General features: G+C 39.8%; 18 protein-coding genes and 2 riboswitches. Of the genes, 9 read left to right on the forward strand and 9 right to left on the reverse strand.

Annotated elements, in window-relative coordinates:
* Positions 1 to 263: 263 nt before the first annotated feature.
* From F4V44_RS18295 to katG, 5 genes are all read right to left on the reverse strand, one after another.
* Positions 264 to 530, reverse strand: a complete 267-nt coding sequence (locus F4V44_RS18295) for a phosphocarrier protein HPr (protein ID WP_150441464.1) — start codon at positions 528 to 530, stop codon at positions 264 to 266.
* 123 nt (positions 531 to 653) lie between these two features.
* Positions 654 to 2,519 carry a PTS fructose transporter subunit IIABC gene (locus F4V44_RS18300; RefSeq protein WP_150441465.1) on the reverse strand — a complete coding sequence of 622 codons (1,866 nt, stop codon included), beginning with the start codon at positions 2,517 to 2,519 and terminating at the stop codon, positions 654 to 656.
* A gap of 15 nt (positions 2,520 to 2,534) precedes the next feature.
* On the reverse strand, positions 2,535 to 3,446 hold the full coding sequence (pfkB, locus tag F4V44_RS18305) for a 1-phosphofructokinase (protein ID WP_150441466.1): 912 nt from the start codon (positions 3,444 to 3,446) through the stop codon (positions 2,535 to 2,537).
* Positions 3,443 to 4,192 (reverse strand): DeoR/GlpR family DNA-binding transcription regulator, encoded by a 750-nt coding sequence (locus F4V44_RS18310; RefSeq protein ID WP_150441467.1) that lies wholly within the window; start codon positions 4,190 to 4,192, stop codon positions 3,443 to 3,445. Before F4V44_RS18310 ends, pfkB begins: the two co-directional genes overlap by 4 nt.
* 493 nt (positions 4,193 to 4,685) lie before the next feature.
* Positions 4,686 to 6,869, reverse strand: coding sequence for a catalase/peroxidase HPI (gene katG, locus F4V44_RS18315; protein WP_150441468.1), 2,184 nt, complete (start codon positions 6,867 to 6,869; stop codon positions 4,686 to 4,688).
* Positions 6,870 to 7,278: 409 nt separating this feature from the next.
* Here katG and F4V44_RS18320 point away from each other — a divergent pair, with 409 nt between their 5' ends.
* From F4V44_RS18320 to F4V44_RS18350, 8 genes are all read left to right on the forward strand, one after another.
* Positions 7,279 to 7,587, forward strand: coding sequence for a PH domain-containing protein (locus F4V44_RS18320; protein ID WP_223881954.1), 309 nt, complete (start codon positions 7,279 to 7,281; stop codon positions 7,585 to 7,587).
* A complete protein-coding gene (locus tag F4V44_RS27940) occupies positions 7,551 to 7,688 on the forward strand; it encodes a PH domain-containing protein (protein WP_223881955.1) in 138 nt (45 codons plus the stop codon). The genes F4V44_RS18320 and F4V44_RS27940 overlap by 37 nt, the downstream gene beginning before the upstream one ends.
* A gap of 147 nt (positions 7,689 to 7,835) precedes the next feature.
* A riboswitch (cobalamin riboswitch) is annotated at positions 7,836 to 8,013 on the forward strand.
* Between the two features lie 120 nt (positions 8,014 to 8,133).
* On the forward strand, positions 8,134 to 8,358 hold the full coding sequence (locus F4V44_RS18325; protein ID WP_150441469.1) for a glutaredoxin family protein: 225 nt from the start codon (positions 8,134 to 8,136) through the stop codon (positions 8,356 to 8,358).
* Entirely contained in the window at positions 8,355 to 8,714 is a 360-nt protein-coding gene (nrdI, locus tag F4V44_RS18330) for a class Ib ribonucleoside-diphosphate reductase assembly flavoprotein NrdI (protein WP_150441470.1), read from the forward strand. The genes F4V44_RS18325 and nrdI overlap by 4 nt, the downstream gene beginning before the upstream one ends.
* Positions 8,711 to 10,453 carry a class 1b ribonucleoside-diphosphate reductase subunit alpha gene (nrdE, locus tag F4V44_RS18335; protein WP_150441471.1) on the forward strand — a complete coding sequence of 581 codons (1,743 nt, stop codon included), beginning with the start codon at positions 8,711 to 8,713 and terminating at the stop codon, positions 10,451 to 10,453. Before nrdI ends, nrdE begins: the two co-directional genes overlap by 4 nt.
* Before the next feature lie 410 nt (positions 10,454 to 10,863).
* Positions 10,864 to 11,166, forward strand: a complete 303-nt coding sequence (locus F4V44_RS18340; RefSeq protein ID WP_223881956.1) for a hypothetical protein — start codon at positions 10,864 to 10,866, stop codon at positions 11,164 to 11,166.
* The gene (locus F4V44_RS18345) at positions 11,154 to 11,744 is read left to right on the forward strand and encodes a ribonucleotide-diphosphate reductase subunit beta (RefSeq protein WP_150441472.1); all 591 of its coding nucleotides are present in this window, start codon (positions 11,154 to 11,156) and stop codon (positions 11,742 to 11,744) included. Before F4V44_RS18340 ends, F4V44_RS18345 begins: the two co-directional genes overlap by 13 nt.
* A gap of 290 nt (positions 11,745 to 12,034) precedes the next feature.
* On the forward strand, positions 12,035 to 12,442 hold the full coding sequence (locus F4V44_RS18350; protein ID WP_223881957.1) for a ribonucleotide-diphosphate reductase subunit beta: 408 nt from the start codon (positions 12,035 to 12,037) through the stop codon (positions 12,440 to 12,442).
* Positions 12,443 to 12,616: 174 nt separating this feature from the next.
* On the opposite strand, the gene F4V44_RS18355 is transcribed toward F4V44_RS18350, so the two are convergent.
* On the reverse strand, positions 12,617 to 14,674 hold the full coding sequence (locus F4V44_RS18355; RefSeq protein ID WP_150441473.1) for a catalase: 2,058 nt from the start codon (positions 14,672 to 14,674) through the stop codon (positions 12,617 to 12,619).
* 237 nt (positions 14,675 to 14,911) lie between these two features.
* Here F4V44_RS18355 and F4V44_RS18360 point away from each other — a divergent pair, with 237 nt between their 5' ends.
* Positions 14,912 to 15,907, forward strand: a complete 996-nt coding sequence (locus tag F4V44_RS18360) for a DUF3231 family protein (RefSeq protein WP_150441474.1) — start codon at positions 14,912 to 14,914, stop codon at positions 15,905 to 15,907.
* A gap of 361 nt (positions 15,908 to 16,268) precedes the next feature.
* Here F4V44_RS18360 and metE read toward each other — a convergent pair whose 3' ends face one another.
* The 3 genes from metE to F4V44_RS18380 form a co-directional block, all read right to left on the reverse strand.
* The gene (gene metE, locus F4V44_RS18365; protein WP_150441475.1) at positions 16,269 to 18,566 is read right to left on the reverse strand and encodes a 5-methyltetrahydropteroyltriglutamate--homocysteine S-methyltransferase; all 2,298 of its coding nucleotides are present in this window, start codon (positions 18,564 to 18,566) and stop codon (positions 16,269 to 16,271) included.
* Positions 18,567 to 18,726: 160 nt separating this feature from the next.
* A riboswitch (cobalamin riboswitch) is annotated at positions 18,727 to 18,924 on the reverse strand.
* 122 nt (positions 18,925 to 19,046) lie between these two features.
* Positions 19,047 to 19,337 (reverse strand): nucleoside triphosphate pyrophosphohydrolase, encoded by a 291-nt coding sequence (locus F4V44_RS18370; RefSeq protein ID WP_150441513.1) that lies wholly within the window; start codon positions 19,335 to 19,337, stop codon positions 19,047 to 19,049.
* A 669-nt stretch (positions 19,338 to 20,006) separates the two neighbouring features.
* Positions 20,007 to 20,489, reverse strand: coding sequence for a DUF4306 domain-containing protein (locus F4V44_RS18380; RefSeq protein WP_150441476.1), 483 nt, complete (start codon positions 20,487 to 20,489; stop codon positions 20,007 to 20,009).
* Positions 20,490 to 20,819: the final 330 nt, after the last annotated feature.

The following is a 20,819-nucleotide window of genomic DNA, read 5'->3' on the forward strand; positions in this document are numbered from 1 at the left end:
TTTCATTTCGGAAGAAGATATTTCTTTATGAAATGTTATTGAAGAAAATGCTCCGATAGAAATACGGGGACGGTTCTGCCGTTTCAGCTCAAAGGAGATATCTTCCATATAAAACGCGAAACCGCCCTCCATGTTTCAGAGCCGTTTCCATGTTTCCCAAACAAAAAAAGTCTCCTTGAAAAAGAAGACTTTTAATAGATTCATAGTAAGAAGCTAAAATATGCAAATGTTCGAGACACTTTTACTCTACTAAAAAACGATTATTAGCCGGCAAGGCCCTCTTTTTTCATTACCTCATCGATAGCGGCTAAGGCTAGTGATTCGTCCTCACCATTTGCCGTGATTTTCACAGATGCTCCTTTTGCAATCCCTAGTGACATAACACCCATAATCGATTTTAAATTTGCTTGTTTTCCATTGTATTCAAGTGTTACGTCTGAGTTAAACCGTGATACTGAGCTAACTAATACAGTAGAAGGACGAGCATGCAATCCAGAATCACTTGTTATTGTATAACTTTTTTCAACCATATCTAATTCCTCCAGTTAATCAATTAGAATGAAGCAAGGATAAGAATATCCCCCCTGCTTCCCCTTTTATTTTAAACATTGAATTGAAATGAGACTTTTTGTTCCCAACTTTATTTCAGTTGTCTATTGGACTGGTTTTTTCAAGATTCCTATTAAGATAGCTGAGACAATGGCTCCTATTACAACTGCCAACAGATATAGAAGCCAATTACCATCAACTAGCGGGAAAACAAATAGTCCGCCATGCGGGGCACGAAGACTGATTCCAAATAGCATGGACAGTCCTCCTGCAACCGCAGACCCAACCATTACGGATGGAATGACTCGAACAGGATCCGCTGCTGCATATGGAATCGCACCTTCTGTAATAAACGATAATCCCATAATATAATTCACTTTTCCAGCTTCCTGGTCTTGTTTGCTGAATTTCTTTTTAAATAAAGTAGTAGCTAACGCGATTCCTAGTGGTGGGACCATACCTGCTGCCATGATGGCTGCCATCGGCTCATACACACCGCTTGCCAATAAACCAGTTCCGAATACATATGCCGCCTTATTTACCGGGCCGCCCATATCAAATGACATCATAAGTCCTAAAATAATTCCTAACAGAACAGCATTTCCTGTACCAAGCCCTGACAAAAATTCTGATATGCCTGTATTCAAGGCTCCCACTGGTTTATTGACGACATAAAGCATGATGAGTCCAGTTAGAGCAATACCTAATAATGGATAGAGTAAGATTGTTTTAATTCCCTCTAATGAAGCAGGAAGTCCTTTCAGAACTTTCTTTAAGCCAACGACTAGGTAACCAGCTAAGAAACCGGCAATAAGTCCGCCTAAAAATCCGGCCCCACCAGTTGCAGCTAAAAGTCCGCCAACCATACCCGGAGCAAAACCTGGACGGTCAGCAATACTCATCGCGATGAACCCTGCTAATACTGGAATCATCAGTCCAAAAGCATTCCCACCGCCAATCGTATTTAAAGCCGCAGCAAAAGCATTGTAGGATGGATCATCAGGATTAGCAGCGTTAATTCCAAACATAAAGCTTATCGCGATAAGGATTCCGCCGCCGACAACAAACGGCAGCATATTGGAAACCCCATTCATTAAATGCTTGTAAATGGTTGCGCCTATTCCTCTTTTTCCTTCTTTTTCACTAGTAGCAGCTTCATTTGCCTGATAGAGCGGGGCATCTTGTTTCAATGCTCTCTCAATTAGTTCTTGAGGCTTACGAATACCGTCTGCAACAGCTGTCTCAATGACATGCTTTCCGTTAAAACGGTTCATTTGAACCTTTGTATCTGCCGCAACAATAACGGCAACAGCTTCATCAATTTCCTTGGATGTGAGGACATTTTTCGCTCCGCTGGAACCATTGGTCTCCACCTTAATATCCACACCCATTTCAGCTGCTTTTGCTTTTAATGAATCCGCCGCCATGTAAGTGTGAGCAATTCCAGTCGGACAAGCTGTGACGGCGATGATAAAGTTCTTTTTACCTTCCATCGATTCGTCCTCTGCTTCATCTTCCTCATCATAATGATCAATGACAGCTAAAATATCTTGTTCTGTCTTTGCTTCTAATAACTGTTTCCTTGCCTCTTCGTTCATTAAAATCGATGATAATCTGGATAATGCCTCTAGATGTGTATTATTTGCTCCCTCTGGTGCGGCAATCATAAAGAATAGATGTGCCGGCTGACCATCTAATGATTCATAGTCGACACCTTCACTAGACCGGCCAAATGCAATCGCCGCTTTTCTAACAGCGGTAGTTTTCGCATGGGGAATAGCAATTCCTTCACCAATTCCAGTCGTGCTTTGTTCTTCCCTCTTCAAAATGGCCTCTTTAAAGATTTGGCGATCTGATAAAATATTCGCAGAATCTAACACTTTAACAAGATCTTCAATTGCATCTAGCTTTTTCGTTCCATTAATGGATAAACGAATGGTATCTTTTGTTAAGAGTTTTGTTATTTTCATAAGGGTTCTCCTCGCTTATGGCTTGATTATCTCTACTTGAGGCAGTAATTCTTCCACCTTTTCCAGCGTACATAGACCAAGTGAAAAAGCGGTAGCACTGCCGGCTGCCACACTATATTTGAAGGCTTCTTCCACATTTCCTGTTTTTTCAAAAGTTGCCATAAACGCAGCAACCATGGAATCTCCCGCTCCAACGGAACTTTTCATTTCTCCTTTTGGGACATTCGCGACAAAAGTACATGAGTGATTAATAAATACTGCACCTTTATCTGCTAGTGAGACGATGACATTCTCTGCACCCATGTTGATCAGCTCTCTGCCATTTAGTATGGCTTCTTCTACACTCTCAATCTTTGTTTGAAAGAACTCACCGAGTTCATGGTGATTCGGTTTAATTAAAAATGGTTTCAACGGAATAATCCGCTTTAACAAGCTGCCTTCCGCATCAACGACAAATTTAGTCCCGTTCTGATTACATATTTGGACCAATTCTTCGTACATATTTTCCGGCATAGAAGACGGGATGCTGCCCGCAAGGATTAAGCAATCCTCATTCGTTAAAGCATTGATTTTGCTTTTTAAAGAGCTTAATTCATCAGATGTGACATCAGGCCCTTTGGCATTGATTTCAGTCTCTTGATTTGAGCGAAGCTTTATGTTGATTCGAGTATCCTCTTGTATTTTCACAAAATCAGTTTCAATATCAATGGATTTTAGATAGTTTTCAATATAATCACCTGTGAATCCGCCAAGGAAACCAAGCGCCCTGCTTTTTACATCAAAGGTTTTTAATACCTGTGAAACATTAATCCCTTTGCCTCCAGGAAATTTCGCTTCTGACTTTGTTCGATTTAATTGGCCTAATTCTATTCCATCCACCTCTATGATGTAATCAAGTGATGGATTCAATGTAACTGTATATATCATGCTGTCACAACCTTAATATTTGTTTTACTAGAAAAAAGTTCTTTCGCTTCCTCACTTAATTGATTAGTAATGATAGAAGCCTCACCGAGCTCCGCAATCTTGGCGAATGACACTTCGGAAAACTTCGATTCATCCGCAAGTACATAGGTCTCCCGAGAGTGTGATAAAGCGATTTGTTTAATCAATGCTTCCTCCTGGTCAGGAGTGGTATAACCAAATCGCGGATGAATTCCATTTACACCTAAAAAACATTTATCAAATTGGTATTTCTCAAGACTTTCAACGGCTCCCCGACCCACCATAGCCTTTGTTGTCGGCTTAATCGATCCACCAATCAAATAGGTTTTGATCTCTTTTTCAATCAGTTCGTTTGCATGTGTTAACCCATTGGTCACAACAACGATATGGCTAGGAAGATACGGAATCATTTCCAGGATAGTCGACCCAGCATCTAAATAAATGCTGTCTCCTTCTTCCACTAAACTGGCAGCCCATTGAGCAATTCGATTCTTTGCTTGAAGGTTTTTGGACGATTTCTCTGTCATGGTTGGTTCTATAAGATTCCCCTGCAGTCTTGCCGCGCCTCCATGGACTCTCTTTAATAAATTTCTATTTTCTAGATACGTAAGATCTCTGCGAATCGTTGATTCAGAGGAGTTTGTCAACTCAACCAACTCTTGCAGCTTGACCGTATTCTTTTTCTTTAATGCTTCTAAAATGGTTTGATGGCGTTCTGGCTCTAGCAAAAAATGACCTCCTAAAACGCTTTCATATGATCAATATACTTGTATTTTACTTCCAAAACGATTATAAGTCAATCAAAAACTATCAAAAATAATCATAAACAGTATATAACAATCAAAAACTATCAAAGGCATTCTGGGCGGCCATTAATAGTCTATAAAGTTAAAATGAAATGGGAATGAAAATGGAAGAATCCTATTGTGGGGAATGCTGTGTTGGAACCTTCTGCTACTGTCCTTATTTGCATTAAAAACAAAAAATCAGCCAGAAAATTGGCTGATTTTTTTATATCTATAGTTTTTTATTGAATATCGATTCATTCGTCGTACTTAAATATAAATTTAGTGAACCCTCCACTTCAGTTACCACTAATTGAATAAAATCACGATAATCTTTTGAAGTATGAGCCTTATCTAAAGCATCATAATATTCTAGTCGATTCGCTACTTTTGATTTTTATAACTTCCGAGAATTGTTTTGTGACTGTCATTCTATTTATTTCAGGTCAAAACGATCGGCATTCATTACCTTGACCCAGGCTGCAATAAAATCACGTACAAATTTCTCTTTGTTATCGTCTTGCGCATACACTTCTGCAATGGCACGCAGAACGGAATTTGATCCAAATACCAAGTCCACTCTAGTGGCTGTACGCACGACTTCACCGGTCTTGCGATCACGTCCTTCATAGACGCCTCCATCCACAGGCTTCCACTCAACTCCCATATCAAGCAAATGAACAAAGAAGTCGTTCGTGAGCGTGCCGACTTGGTCCGTGAATACTCCGTGCTTTGTACCGCCGTAATTTGCACCTAACACACGCATTCCTCCAACGAGTACGGTCATTTCTGGTGCAGTCAGTTTGAGCAGCTGCGCCTTGTCTACAAGGAGCTCTTCTGGACTTACGCTATACTCCTTTTTCTGATAGTTTCTGAAACCATCAGCAATTGGCTCTAGCACAGCAAAACTTTCTGCATCCGTCTGTTCCTGTGATGCATCACCGCGTCCAGGTGTAAATGGCACAGTTATATCAAACCCTGCCTCTCGTGCCGCTTTTTCTACCGCGGCACATCCGCCTAATACAATTAAATCAGCCATGCTGACTTTTTTATCCAGATGTTTTTGAATGAATTCTAGTACATTCAGTACCTTTGAAAGTTGTTGAGGCTGATTCACTTCCCAATCCTTCTGCGGAGCCAGACGAACCCTGGCACCATTCGCACCTCCGCGATGATCTGAGCCGCGGTAAGTACTAGCTGAAGCCCAGGCAGTTGTGACGAGCTCGCTGATGGTAAGCTCCGAATCCAGAATTTTTGTTTTAACTTCCGCTATTTCTGCCTCATTCAATTCATAATCAACCGTTGGCACTGGATCTTGCCAGATAAACTCTTCTTCCGGAACCTCTGGACCTAAATATCTCGTACGCGGCCCCATATCACGGTGCAATAATTTAAACCATGCCCGTGCAAAAGCATCCTGAAACTCTTCCGGATTCTTATGGAATCGACGAGCAATCTTTTCGTATGCTGGATCATGACGCAATGCAATATCCGTTGTCAACATCATCGTTGGAACACGAAGCGATGGATTTTCCGCATCTGGTGCAAGGTCCTTCTCTGCAGGATCGACCGCAAGCCACTGAAAAGCTCCTGCTGGACTCTTTGTCAGCCACCAATCATAGCCAAACAATAGATCAAAATAACCATTGTCCCACTTTGTCGGATTAGCCGTCCATGCTCCTTCAAGCCCGCTCGTAATGGTGTCACGGCCTTTGCCGCTTCCGTATGAACTTTGCCAGCCCAAGCCTTGCGCTTCAATGGGCGCCGCTTCCGGTTCTGGACCAACATGAGAGGCATCTCCAGCACCATGTGCCTTTCCAAAGGTGTGACCACCGGCAATGAGTGCGACAGTTTCTTCATCGTTCATTCCCATACGTGCAAAAGTTTCACGGATATCGCGGGCACTTTTAATCGGATCCGGTTTGCCGTTCGGACCTTCTGGGTTCACATAAATAAGTCCCATCTGTACGGCTGCCAATGGATTCTCAAGCTCACGATCCCCTGAGTACCGCTTGTCATCCAGCCATTTCTGCTCCACACCCCAGTAGATATCTTCTTCTGGATGCCAAATGTCTTCGCGGCCTGCACCAAAACCAACCGTCTTTCCTCCCATGAATTCAATCGCCACATTCCCTGCAAGAACAAGCAAATCAGCCCATGAAATCTTATTGCCGTACTTTTGTTTAATCGGCCACAACAGTCTGCGGGCTTTATCAAGACTAGCATTGTCAGGCCAGCTGTTAAGCGGCGCAAAACGCTGGTTGCCGGTTCCGCCGCCGCCTCGGCCATCACCGATCCGATACGTTCCTGCAGCATGCCAAGACATACGAATAAACAATGGACCGTAATGACCATAGTCAGCAGGCCACCAATCCTGACTAGTTGTCATCAGCTCCTGAAGATCCTGCTTAAGAGCATCATAATCTAATTTCTTAAATTCCTCTGCATAATTGAAGTCTTCTCCCATTGGGTTCGATTTTCTATCATGCTGATGGAGAATATTTAAGTTCAACTGATTTGGCCACCAATCTCGGTTCGTCGTACCACTAGACTTATTACTCGTCGCACTACTGTGCATGACTGGGCACTTTCCTACATTAGACGTTTCTTTTGATTCCATTATGCCTCTCTCCCTTTCTTTTAAGAAATTAGCATGCCTCTAGCCGCAAGAAATTCATAACTAGATGACAATAATTACTAATTTAATTATAGAATAATTCTTAAGTAAGAATAAAGAATAATATGACAAAACTGGTACTTTTAGGAGATTTATATGAACATTTCTTTGTAGACTTCTTGCGGGGATGAAACACGGGACGGTTCTGCTGTTTCATTTTAAGGAAAATCTTTTCCATATAAAACGCGAGAACCCCCCTATGTTTCTATGGATTTGTCCATTTTGGCACATACTCTTTCACTATATGTAGAGGATTTTACATATAGTACACTTTGAGAACCAGCCCCTATGTTTCTGAACTTTTGAAACCACTTCAAGGTATCATTCGTATGAAAATTATGGAGGTGATTCAATGGTATTTACGTCAAGAAAAGATCTATGGATGGGGATTGTTATTTGGGCTTTAATTGTTGCATTTATTTGGGTTTTTTATCAATCCGTTTTTGTTCAATTTAATATAGTAGGAATCATTGTAATGGTTGTTATGAGTTATTTATTGGGCACCATCTGGTTTAATACTCAATATAAAATTGAAAATGACACACTTAAAATATCATATGGACCTATAAAAAGGCGATTGCTATACGAGAAATTAAATCCATTCGGAATACAACGAATCCTTTTGTGGCTCCCTCACTTTCTGTTCATCGCATTGAATTAAATTACGGAAAGTATAAAACCATTCAGATTTCCCCCAAAGATAGACAATCATTTGTCAATGAGTTACAACAAAAGAATCCCCACATTCAACTTAATAACTAGGAAACGCTGTGACGGTTCTGCCGTTTTATTTCAAGGGAAATATTTTCCGTATGAAACGGCAGAACCGTCCCTATGTTTCTAATTTTCTATTTATAGATTTACTTTTCATTTGAAGGGTGGTACACTTGATGGTACCGAAAACAATATATGGTGTTCGTTTATATAGGTACTACTATATGTAGTTTAATAGGGAAGTTCGGTTGTATTCCGACGCTGTCCCCGCAACTGTAAAGCTGACGACGATTCAATGCCACTATGCATTCGCATGGGAAGGGAATCGGAGAATGAAGCAAGCCAGGAGACCTGCCTATGTGAACCAAATGAATCATTTCTTCGGGGATTGAGAGATGGAGACGTGTCCATTTCTTATTTTTGAACGTTTCCATTTTAGGCTATCTCTTATTTGAAGAGGTAGCCTTTTTATTATGAAGAAAAGAGGAATCCTATGAAACTTTATACGAAAACCATCTGTCCTAAGTGCCTTTGGGTAAAATCAGAATTACAAAATGCCGGAATTGAAGCAGACATTATTAACATTGATCACGATGAACAAGCAAAGCAAAGGATCATCGAAGCAGGCTTTTTAAGTGTTCCTGTTCTTGAATTCGATGGAAAGATGCTAAGTGATGTGAAGGAAATGATGTCTCAAATTGAGTTGATTGCCCAATGATTGTTTATGCGAGCCGAACGGGCAATGTCAGATATATTGCATCCAAATTAAAAGCAGAGTCGATTGGTATTGTTGAAGAATTAACGGTGAATCAACCGTACCTATTAATGACCTATACGGACGGGCTAGGCGATATTCCTCGGGAGGTTGCACATTTTTTAGAACATAATGCGAACGATTGTAAAGGTGTCGTTGTCAGCGGCAATCGCAACTTCGGTCATAAGGTATTTGGCGGTGCCGGGGATAAAATCCAATCAACCTATCACATTCCCTTGGTCCGAAAACTAGATTTACGAGGATACAAGGCCGATTATGACGCCATTCAAAAGTTTTATGAAACGAGGGTACTAGAATGAAAACGTATTTAAAGCTTAATAATGAAGTCCTGAATAGTTATCGCACAACAGGAAGATTAGAATTGGAAAAAGACCGTGAAGCAACGCGCCGGTATTTTTTAGAATATGTCAATGTGCGACTGCGTTACTTTATTGATATTGAAGAAAAGATTCGTTATTTAGTAGATGAAGGCTATTATGAAAAAGAGTTTATTAGCAAGTATGATATGGAATTTATTAAAAGAATGTACAAAAAAGCGTATGATTATCACTTCCGTTTTCCGTCTTTTATGAGTGCCAGCAAGTTTTACGATAGCTATGCAATGAAAAGCCGTGACGGAGAAGAAATACTAGAAAAGTATGAAGACCGGATAGTCATCATTGCCTTGTATTTAGCGCAAGGAGATACTCTTCTAGCAGAACGTGCAGTCGAAGCCATGATGGAGGCTTATCAACCTGCGACACCAACGGCTTTAAATAGCGGGAAGAAAGCCCGCGGCGAGTTAGTCAGCTGTTTTAAATTATCGATGGATGACTCGATGAACAGTATCGCAGAAAACATTGGCTATTGTTTGGAATTATCACGTCTTGGCGGCGGTGTTGGAGTGAACTTAACCGATTTGCGTCCATTAGGTGATCCGATTAAAGGGATTTCTAACCGTGCCAGCGGTGTTATGCCTGTCGCCAAGCTCCTAGAAAACTCATTCAGTTATTCGAATCAGCTTGGACAACGAAACGGCTCGGGTGTTGCCTATTTAAATATTTTTCATGGGGACATTGAAAATTTTATTTCATCGAAAAAACCAAATGCCGATGATAAAATTCGTCTCGCCACCCTATCAACAGGGATTATTATCCCGACTATTTTCTTTGAACTAATGAAACGGGATAAAGATATTGTGCTGTTTAGTCCATATGATATTTTTAAAGAATATAAGAAACGGATGTCTGAGATTTCGATAACAGAGATGTATTACGAGCTATTAGATAATCCAAATATCCGTAAAATCAAACGAATAAATGCAAGGAAGCTTTATACAGAAATAAAAAAAGCACAATTTGAATCCGGTTATCCGTTTGAAATCTTTGATGACACTGTCAATGAAGCCCATCCGCTCAAAAATATTGGCCGTGTGAAAATGTCTAATCTGTGTAGCGAAATATTACAGGTTCAAGAAACGAGTATTATTACGGACCAAGACGAACCAAACCAATATGGCTTAGATGTATCTTGTAATTTAGGCTCCATTGATATCCATAAAGCAAGCAAGTCAAAAAACTTCGGAAAGTTAGTGGATACAGCAATGCGGTTGTTAACCAATGTTTCGCAAATGACCGACATCAAAAATGTACCGTCCGTTGCAAAAGCAAATAAATTAATGCATTCTGTAGGACTTGGTGTGATGAATTTACATGGTCATCTTGTCACACAGGGCATTCTGTACGGTTCAAAGGAATCGATTGAGTTTATTGATTATTTTATGGAAGCATTAAACTATTATTCTCTGAAAACATCAATGGAAATTGCAAAGGAACGCGGTGAAACCTTCTATCGCTTTAAGGATAGCGATTATGCATCAGGCGTTTATTTCGACCCTTATGTGAATAAAGAGGAACAAGCACTCTCCCCCATTGTGTCAAAAGCATTGGGAACTGTTCCGATTATCACGCAACAGATGTGGCAGACATTAAAAGAAGAAGTTATGCAATACGGGTTATTTCATTCATATCGCTTAGCGATTGCACCTACGGGTTATTGACTAGCCCCTTTGTATAGTGATATGCAAAGCAAACTTCTCGAATTGACGGGGAACCCCTTAGAGCCTTATACACTAACTTATCATGGTGACATAGATAAGGGCGTTGCTAATCCCAACGGTATAGTAAAAGAGATAAGGATTTGGGCAATCCGCAGCCAAGTATCTTTAAAAGATAAAGGTTCAACGACTGATGCGGGAAGAAACTAATTAGACGATTATTTTGATTATATGGAAGCAAACCTTGAATGAAAAATGTCTAATTAGTTTATGATACAGTCTGCACTTTAAGGAAACTTAAAGAGATAGGCGGAACAGAAACGACCTATCCCTCCTAATGAAGGAGTGTAACAAAATGGAGTATTTCCTATATTCGCAGCTGCTCTGCTTCGATTGCCCCTTGTACAGAGCGTGTGGAAGTACGGGATTATGCTGATAGCCGAACGATTTATCCAATGCCTCATTTAACAAATGATAATACACATTTATACGTTGAGGCATATGATGTGAATTCATATGATTTGATTGATTTATATGCGGCTGCTCAAAAACATGTGGATCAAGGGATTTCGATGACACTTTATGTGACTGACAATTGGACAACCGAGCAACTAGCGAAAATTTATATTTATGCTTGGATGAAGGGCATTAAGTCAGTTTACTATGTGCGTCAACGATTACAAACATTAGAGGAGTGTGTAGCATGTCAAATTTAATCCATGAGTATGAGGCGGTCAATTGGAATAAGCCAACAAGTGAACTGGCCCAAGTGTTTTGGGACCAGCAATGGAAGCAAATTTGGTTTCCAGAAGAAATCGCCGTCAGTAAAGACGTGAAACAGTGGCAAGGCTTTGAACATCAGGATACATACAAAAAAGTATTTGCTGGATTAACGTTGCTTGATACGATTCAAACCAATATTGGCATGAATCAGATTGCTGCCTATGCAACGGATTTACAGGAAAAGGCTGTCTTCACGGTTTTTGCCGCTTTTGAAGCGATTCATGCAAAATCTTACTCCTATATTTTTACAACCTTATGTACCAACACCGAAATCGACGAGCTTTTTGAATGGGTGAAGAAAAATGAGTATCTGCAATACAAAGCAAATAAAATTAGCGATATGTATAACAAGATAGAAGAAGGAAATGCAGAAAGCCTTTGGAAAGCGATGTTTTCCTCTGTCTTGCTTGAATCTTTCTTATTTTACTCAGGCTTCTTCTATCCCTTATATTTAGGCGGGCAAGGTTTCCTGCGTAATAGTGCGGAAGTTATTTCACTTATCTTGCGTTAAACTAGTGGCGCAAGTAAAACTCTTTGAATTCAAGAAATACCCTAACGTAAAGACGAGGGCAATCTTGAGCCAAGATTAATTATCTCTATAAATATATAGAGGCTAATTAATAAGGTGCAACGACCATCGAAAGCACATGCGAAACATGGAAGCGAGTAGAGTAGAGCGCAAGTCAATAATGGCGTTCGAAGCGGAGAGACATAGAAATATGTATGAAATGGTCTGAACTTATAAGAAATTATAAGCAGTGTGAATTCACGGCATAGGTCTGACGAACTTATGTGAACATATTGGACGAATCCATTCACGGTGTAGCCGTAGGTTTTTTTGCACAAAATATATTCAAGCAATTTTCAAAGGAAAAGCAGGATGAGCTGCAAATATGGGGCTATGAACTATTACTTGATCTATATCAAAACGAAATGCAGTATACCGATGATGTCTATGCGGAAACAGGCTTATCACCTGAGGTTAAAGCCTATGTACGCTATAACGCGAATAAAGCGTTAATGAATGTCGGATTTGAACCGATGTTTCCAGAGGAAGAAGTCAATCCCATTGTAATGAACGGGATTCGGAATGAAGGCTCTACGTATGATTTCTTTTCACAAAAAGGTTCTACCTATGCCAAAGCGAAGGTAGCTCCTATTACAGATGACACCTTTCAGTTTGATAGATTAGAAGAGATAAAAAAATGAATTAGCCATATAAAATGAAACTTTTATCAGTGGGGGTTTCTTCATCCCCCACTAATGGTTAGTTGAGGCCCATAGGATGCGGTCACACGGATATTGCCACAAATGTGGCATTCTTCCACGAATCGGTCTTTACGGGCAATTGACCTCCCCACCTATCTTCTTTAAATACCTAACCTACCTTCTATCCCAAAAACGCCGGGTAGTGATAGCAGAGACAAATTCTTTTCCGAAGTCTTGGTTTTCCTTGACAAAAACCACACCAGCTAAATGATTGTAGTCCGAGGACTGGATAAAGGACTGTCCCGTTGTTGCCACACCAATCGGCTTATAGTATTTGTAGGCTCCATTAATAAACTCAGTAACGTGAAAATTGAAGGCCGTTTGATTCTCTGTTTGCCCGCCAACTACATAAATGGAGTCATAAAGGGCATGATGTGTGGAAACAAATATTTGATCTATTTTCATTTTTGTGCCATCGTCACCTGTAACGATACCAAGCTTTTCACTAATACATTCAACGAAAACACCATGCTGTTTTAACGTTTTAATAGTATTTTTTACCTCTTGCCCATTAAAACCATTTCCAATTAGTACACCCACTTTTAAGGTATGGGGATAACGCAGTGTATTCTCTTGGCTTACTGCAGGGGAAGACGCTGTAATGGGAACATGCTGACCGGTTGGCGGATTTACTCCTATATTATCGGCAATGATTGTCGCCATTTCCTTATCAACGTTCACAAACATATCGACTACCTGTTGGCGAATAGATTCCCTTTTCACTTTAGCGAGTTCAAAACTGAATGCTTCAATAATATGCTGCTTCTCAACAGGAGACATACTATTCCAAAATAACCTCGCATGCGAAAAGAAATCCTTGAAGGAGTCACTGCTTGCCTTAACCTTTGGCCCTTCTACATGCTCCGGATAATGTTCAAATCCCCCTTCCTCTCTAGGGGTTGGACCAGGTGTATTATTGGCTATAGAGTTTTTATAATAGTTTACTTGATCCACATCAATCCGATATCTGCTATAGCTGTCACGCTGATTATTATGAAAAGGACAAAGTGATTTGTTAATCGGCAAATCAGGGTAATTGGACCCACCAAGCCTGTGCTGCTGTGTCAATTTATAGGTGAATGTCCTTCCCTGCAAAATAGGATCATTGCTAAAGTTGATTCCCGGAACAAGATTGGTTACATCAAATGCAACTTGCTCTGTTTCGGCGAAGAAATTATCAACATTTCGATTCAATGTCATTTTCCCGATTTTTTCAACAGGCACCAGTTCCTCAGGCCAAAGCTTTGTTGGGTCAATCACATCAAAATCAAATGTATGCTCATCTTCTTCCGCAATCATCTGCACACCCAATTCATATTCAGGATACGCACCACGCTCAATCGCTTCCCTTAGATCTCGTCTATGGTAATCAGGGTCCACTCCCCCAATGACTAATGACTCCTCATTGAGTAAGGAATGGACACCTAGGACAGGCTTCCAATGAAACCGCACAAAGTGCGCTTTTCCCTGTTCATTGACAAATCGAAAGATATTGATACCGAACCCTTCCATCATTCGCCAGCTTCTTGGAACCGCTCGATCTGACATCGACCACATCACAAAATGGGCGGATTCTTGATTATTCGCTATAAAATCCCAAAAGTTATCGTGTGCGGCCGAGGCAGTCGGCATATCGTTATGCGGTTCCGGTTTTAGAGCATGCTGTGAATCCACAAATTTAAACGCATCATGAATAACAAATACAGGAAATTGAAGTCCTAATAAATCGTAATTTCCTTCCTCTGTATAAAACTTAACCGCAAAGCCGCGTATATCCCGTGCAGTATCCATAGAACCCTTGCTGCCTTGTACGGTAGAAAATCGCACAAATACAGGCGTTTTTTCCCCCGGTTCCCGTAAAAAGCCAGCCTTTGTATACTCTTTCATTGACTTATACGATTCAAATTCTCCATGCACGCCAAATCCTCTAGCATGCACGACTCTTTCAGGGATTCGTTCTGTGTCAAAGTGCATCTGTTTTTGAAAAAAATGAAAATCCTGCATTAATATAGGACCGCGGTCTCCCGCTTTTAAGGTGTTCTCATTATTTGAAACCTTTAACCCTTCATTTGTTGTTATTTTCTTACCGGCATTTTCTGCACGGAATTGATCTAGCTGTTCATTTTTTCTGTTTCTATCGTCTTTTTTGTTATCTTCTGATGATTTCCCCATGTCATCACCTGCCCCAGGAGTTTAAGGTGTAACCCATTCATATGTATGCAAGTTAATGGCTCTTATACCTTTATTTATAATGGTTGAAAAACGCGGGGATTGGTACTCATGTTTCATTTTTAGGGAATGATTTCTTATTCATGAAACCGTCCTTGCGGTTCTGAATAAGAGCAACAATGGTATGAATCTTCCATAAATTAGACAACCTAAAATCAATGATTTTAGGGAGGAATATTTATGCCAGAAAAAGCAGCCATTACATCATCAGAATTAGGAACATTATGGCTTACGTATCAAGAAAAAACAATGATTCTGAGAATGTTAGAGTATTTTATAGAGAAAGCAGATGATGAAAAAGCCAAGGATATTATGACTCTTTTGCATGAAGAGCTTGAAAGCTATGTTGGTAAAATCATTCAAATCTATGAAAAGGAAGGCGCTGTTATACCAGTTGGATATACAGAACAAGATGTAAATAAGAATGTCCCCAAGCTGTATGATAATGGGTTTGACATTATGTTTGTTCGCCTTTTAAAAGAAATCAGTATGGGGATGCATTCATTAAATTTGACCATGACGTTTCGAGAAGATATAAATAGGCTTTTTGAAGACCTTACGGCTCTCTCTCAAAAGTATTTTAGAATTTGCTCTCAATATTTGCTGGAAAAAGGATTACTTGTTCGATCTCCTTACGTCTCGATGCCAAAATTAGTTGAGTTTGTTAAAGATAACAGTTATTTAGGTGGAGGAGCTCTAAATCCATTGGGCAAGAAAAGAACATTGAATACAGTAGAGGTTTCTCACCTTTATAAAGCAATTGAATCCAATCTGACAGGCTTAAAATTGATTTTAGGTTTTGCACAATGTGCAGCTGATGAAGAGGTTCAGAAATTCTTCCATGAAGGAGAAGAACTGGCTAAAGGCATTATTAAAGAATTAAGTGAAGTCATGATTGAAACCAACCTTTCTATTCCTCAAACTCCAGGAGGAAATCCAACGCGTTCAACAGTTGCTCCCTTTTCTGATAAGCTCATGATGTATTGCACAAGTCTTTTCTGCAGCTTTTCTATGGGAAGTAATTCACTCGGAACCGCTTTTAGTTTACGTAATGACTTGCCCCCCAAAATGGCAGTCTTCATGAAAGATATTTTTGAATATGCCCACAAGGGTGCGAAAATCATGATTAAAAATGGTTGGATGGAAGAACCGCCTCAAATGGAAGATCGTAAATGAAACGCGGGAGGGATCTGACGTTTCGTTTTAAGGAAAATATTTCCTCTGTGAAACGGCAGAACCTTCCGAGACTGCTGAATAAATATAAAAATGAATTTTAATCGGTAGTATATAACAGAAGCATCCTAATTGATAGGACAGCTCTATTGGGCTTGTCAGAAAGAGGCCTTGATTTGGACAAACATAATAGATTTCCATGAAAATCTGTCAGAATAAGGCCTTGATTTGGACAAACATAATAGATTTCCATGAAAACCTGTCAGAAAGAGGTCTTGATTTTGACAAACATAAATAGATTTCCATGAAAATCTGTCAGAAAAGTGTTTTTCAGCAGTCCTGAACCGTCCCGCTGTTTCAATGATTATTCCGTTTTCGCAAGCAATCTTTCTCTTGTTTGTTCGGCAGCTTCAACCATTACCGCCAGTGCTGCAACGGTTTCATCCATCCCCCGTGTTTTTAACCCGCAATCAGGGTTGATCCAGAACAGCTTTGGATTAAGGACTTGAAGGGCACGGTCAATGTTTCTTGTTATCTCTTCAAGCGTTGGTACACGCGGGCTATGAATATCGTATACACCAAGTCCGATACCTTTGCTATACGTATTTTCTTCAAAGGCATGAATCAATTCCCCATGACTTCTGGATGTTTCAATTGAAATCACATCTGCATCAAGTGCTGTAATCGCATCAATAATCTCTTTGAAATCCGAATAACACATATGGGTATGAATTTGTGTTTCATTTTGTACGGATGTGGTCGCAAGTTTAAACGCATAGACTGCTGCGTTCAAATAGCTTTCCCATTTTTCCTGTTTAAGCGGCAGCCCCTCACGAATGGCCGGTTCATCCACTTGAATCATACAGATTCCGTTTTCTTCAAGGGTTTCCACTTCTTTTCGAAGCGCAAGGGCAATTTGATTGGCCACCTCATAGCGTGAAATATCATCTCGGACAAACGACCAGTTTAGTATCGTAATAGGACCTGTAAGCATTCCTTTAACAGGCTTGGTTGTTAACGATTGGGCATATTCCGTTTCTTTGACTGTCATCGGTTCTTGATAAGATACGTCCCCATAGATAAGCGGCGGCTTGACGCAACGGGAGCCATACGACTGTACCCAACCGAATTGGGTGAATTGAAAACCAGCTAATTTTTCACCAAAATATTCAACCATATCTGTCCGTTCAAATTCTCCATGTACCAACACATCCAGGCCAAGTTCCTCTTGAATCTCTATCCATTTTTTAATTTCAGCTTTTATATACTCCTCATATTTCGCATCGGTTAACTCACCTTTACGCCAATTTAAACGCTGTTTTCTCACTTCTTGTGTTTGTGGAAAGCTGCCGATTGTTGTCGTTGGAAGAAGCGGCAATTGAAACATCTCTTCTTGAACCTCTTGACGGACATGAAAGGCTGCCTCACGTTCAGCTCTATACGTATTCAAGTTTTGAATGGCTTCTTGAACTTGTGTATGGTTTCGAGAGGCTGAATGATTTAAGGCTTGAATCGCTTTTGTACTTGCTGCGATTTCGTTCTGTATCGTTTCTTTCCCATCCTGTAAGCCTTTTGCAAGGATAACCGTTTCCTCTAATTTTTCATCTGCAAATGATAGAGCCTCTTTTAACAATTCATCAAGTGTTTCTTCGTTCTTAACGGTTATCGGTACATGCAACAAACTTGATGAAGGCTGAACAATCAGACGGTCTTTTGACACAACCTCCGCAATCTCTTCAAGAAGAGAATACTTTTCATCAAGATTGGCCCGCCAGATGTTACGCCCATCAATGATTCCAGCAGCAAGCACTTTATCTTTTGGGAAACCGTACGTTTTCAAAGCTGTCAAGTTCTGTCCATGATCGTGTACAAAATCAAGCCCAATTCCTTGAACAGGAAGGGAAATCACTTCTTCATAATGGTCAATGCTTTCAAAATACGTTTGTAAAATGACCTTTACATTCGGTGCCGCTCTATGCAGCTGTTGATAAACATCGTTAAATACTGCCAGTTCTTCCTCTGAAATCGTTTTAGCTAAAATCGGCTCATCGATTTGTACCCAATTAACACCTTCTTCTTGTAATTCTCGTAAAATGGCAGCGTAAAGTGGGACAAATTGATTGACAATGGTTTTAAACTCACTCGCCTCATAGCCTTTTGATAGTTTGACAAATGTGACTGGTCCTAAGATTACAGGCTTTCCATCAATATCCAGTTTTTGTTTCGCCTCTTTGTAAAATTGAAGCGGACGGTTTTCGACAAGAGCAGGAACGACTCCGTTTAATTCTGGAACAATATAGTGATAGTTTGTGTTAAACCATTTGGTCATCTCAGAAGCAACCGCACCGTTCGTGCCTCGCGCTATATCAAAATACGTTTCTAGCGATACTTTTCCTCCGCTGTATTCAAAGCGTGTCGGTACAAGACCAAACATCACAGCTGTATCGAGCACATGATCATACAGACTAAAGTCTCCAACGGGGATTAAGTCAATCCCTTGTTCCTTTTGCTTCTGAAGAGAAGAAAGGCGAATCTCCTCTATTTGTTGTAAAAATGCCTTTTTTTCTAATTTACCTGCCCAAAACTGTTCAAGGGCTTTTTTCCATTCCCGTTTTTCACCAATTCTTGGATAACCTACATTCGAACTTCTTACTCTATTCATTGTTTGATGACACTCCTTGTATGATGGTATTCTTGTCTGCAACTAAAAAAATCTCCCTTTTCCTATAGAAAAGAGAGATTCATACGCATAGTTAACTAGAGTTGAGACAATCTGATTTTCTCAACACGTATTCCTCACCCCTCTCTATACACCCGTAGAGTACAAGTGAATACAACAGACAGGTCTCCTGGCTTAGGTTCATTGCTCCTTATCCCTTCCCATTTCAATCTATATGAAACAGTGGTTTTAATGATAAGTCGCTCCCCATTACAGTGGCGGGACCGCGCCGGACTTTCACCGGTCTTCCCTTTTAAGCTGAGTACATGATGTACACAGCATCTGATGCATTTTTTATTAAGTTTTAATAGATTTAAATAAAAATGTTTTATATTTTATAATATTTTGAATGTGATAATCATATTAGCATGATACACACAGGCTGTCAAAAGAGTTTTTAAAAAAATGAAACACAGAGACTGTTCAATCTTCGACTTCAACTAAGAAGACGCGGTCTTTGAAACGCCCCTTCGATTTAGCCTTTTGTTTTCTAACCTTTTCCACTTCTTGCATGGTTACTCCATGATACTCAGCCATCGATTGAATCACTTCAACTAAATCAGCTAATTCTTCTATAATCTCTTTCTGGTTCTTTGCTTGTGCATACTCATCTAATTCCTCATATGCTTTTCTTTTTAATTCAAAAATAAATTCTTGATGATCTAATATTCTACTTCTATACCTTTTGCCATTTTTCTCAAGAATAGCGGGAATTTCATCACGGACAAGTTTATTATGTACTTGAAACGTTTTATTTGTGCTGTAAGGTTGGGTTTTTCCTTTGACCCATTGACGAAAGAAATTCCAATCTTTTACCGTGCCATCTTCATTTAATATTCCTAAAAAGACGCCGTCCCCCTTACCTACTTGCCAAATGGCATGTGCCGAATTAAGCTTGTCCGTTATTCCATACTGCATGACATATTCGATAAAAGCTTGTTTTCCTGGCTTTGTTTGTTGTGAAACATAGGCCACCAAATAGATATCGATACAACTAGGTCCCCATTCGTTTGGTTCATGCTGTAGAATGTGTTCTTTAATGATAGTAATCTTCTTCTCCGTCGTTTGAAATAAAATCCGATCCTTCATTTTATCTATACGATACGCTGTATAACTTCTTTTTTCCCATTGTTTAAGTGTAGACTCATCTCCATTGGCGGAATCTAGTTTTTCAAGCATATTTTTAAGATTGCAGACCGTTGGAATCACGTTGTTATAGATGTTTCGACCTCTAATATGGTTAGGTAAAGAAAAGGAATTATCTAATAAATTGATCATATACTATCACCTTCAATCTTTTCGTATGGAAATGCGGGGATGGTTCTGCCATTTCATTTTCAGGAAATTATTCCCTATTAATGAAACGTGAACCGACCCTACGTTTCATTCCGTTTTCATCCTCTTAATTCTTATCGTAACCGTCAAATAAGTAATAAGCCCCGTTAACAAACAAAATAAACCACAAACGGTGAACAGACCGAACATTTTTTGACCGCCATCTGTTAAAGAGCCAAAACTGAAATAGCCTAGTGAAAATAATACCCCGCTGATTATGAAAAGATAAAAAGCAAACCATTTCCTTACTTTTTTAAAGAGAAGGTTTCCTAATAAGATGAGCAGATATAAACCGCTCACAATCATAATCATGGGAAATGTGGGTCGATATTGGGCTGCATAAATAAAAAAATCCCATTGCAGAATATCGCTTGATTCATGAACATGTCCAACCATCCACTGAGTAATGGGTGTGGAATTCCGCCACTCTGAAGGACGATTTAGAAGAGCACTTCCTTCATACCAAGCAGCAAGAAAGGAAAATAAAAAAGCACCAGAGGCAATACAGAACTGAAAGATAAATCGCAACATGAAAAATAACCTCCCACATAGGATTTGATGACTTTCTTTTCGTTGTACTCTGGCTGAGTGAAATGTGTGAAACGAGGGGACAGTTCGAGACTGCTGAAAAATACTTTTCTGACAGATTTTCATAGAGATCCCTAAAGTTTGTCCGAATCCAGGCTTCATTCGGACAGATTTCCTGAAAACCCCAATAGCATTGCCTTATCAATTAGGATGCTTCTGTTATATACTACCCCGCTTGAAATTCATTTTTATATTATTTCAGCAGTCTCTGACAGTTCTGCCGTTTCATTTGGAGGAAAAGATTTCCCATATGAAACGCGAAATCATTCCCTA

The sequence above is a fragment of the Niallia endozanthoxylica genome (genome assembly GCF_008710145.1).
GTDB classification, from domain to species: Bacteria; Bacillota; Bacilli; order Bacillales; family Cytobacillaceae; genus Bacillus_BD; species Bacillus_BD endozanthoxylica.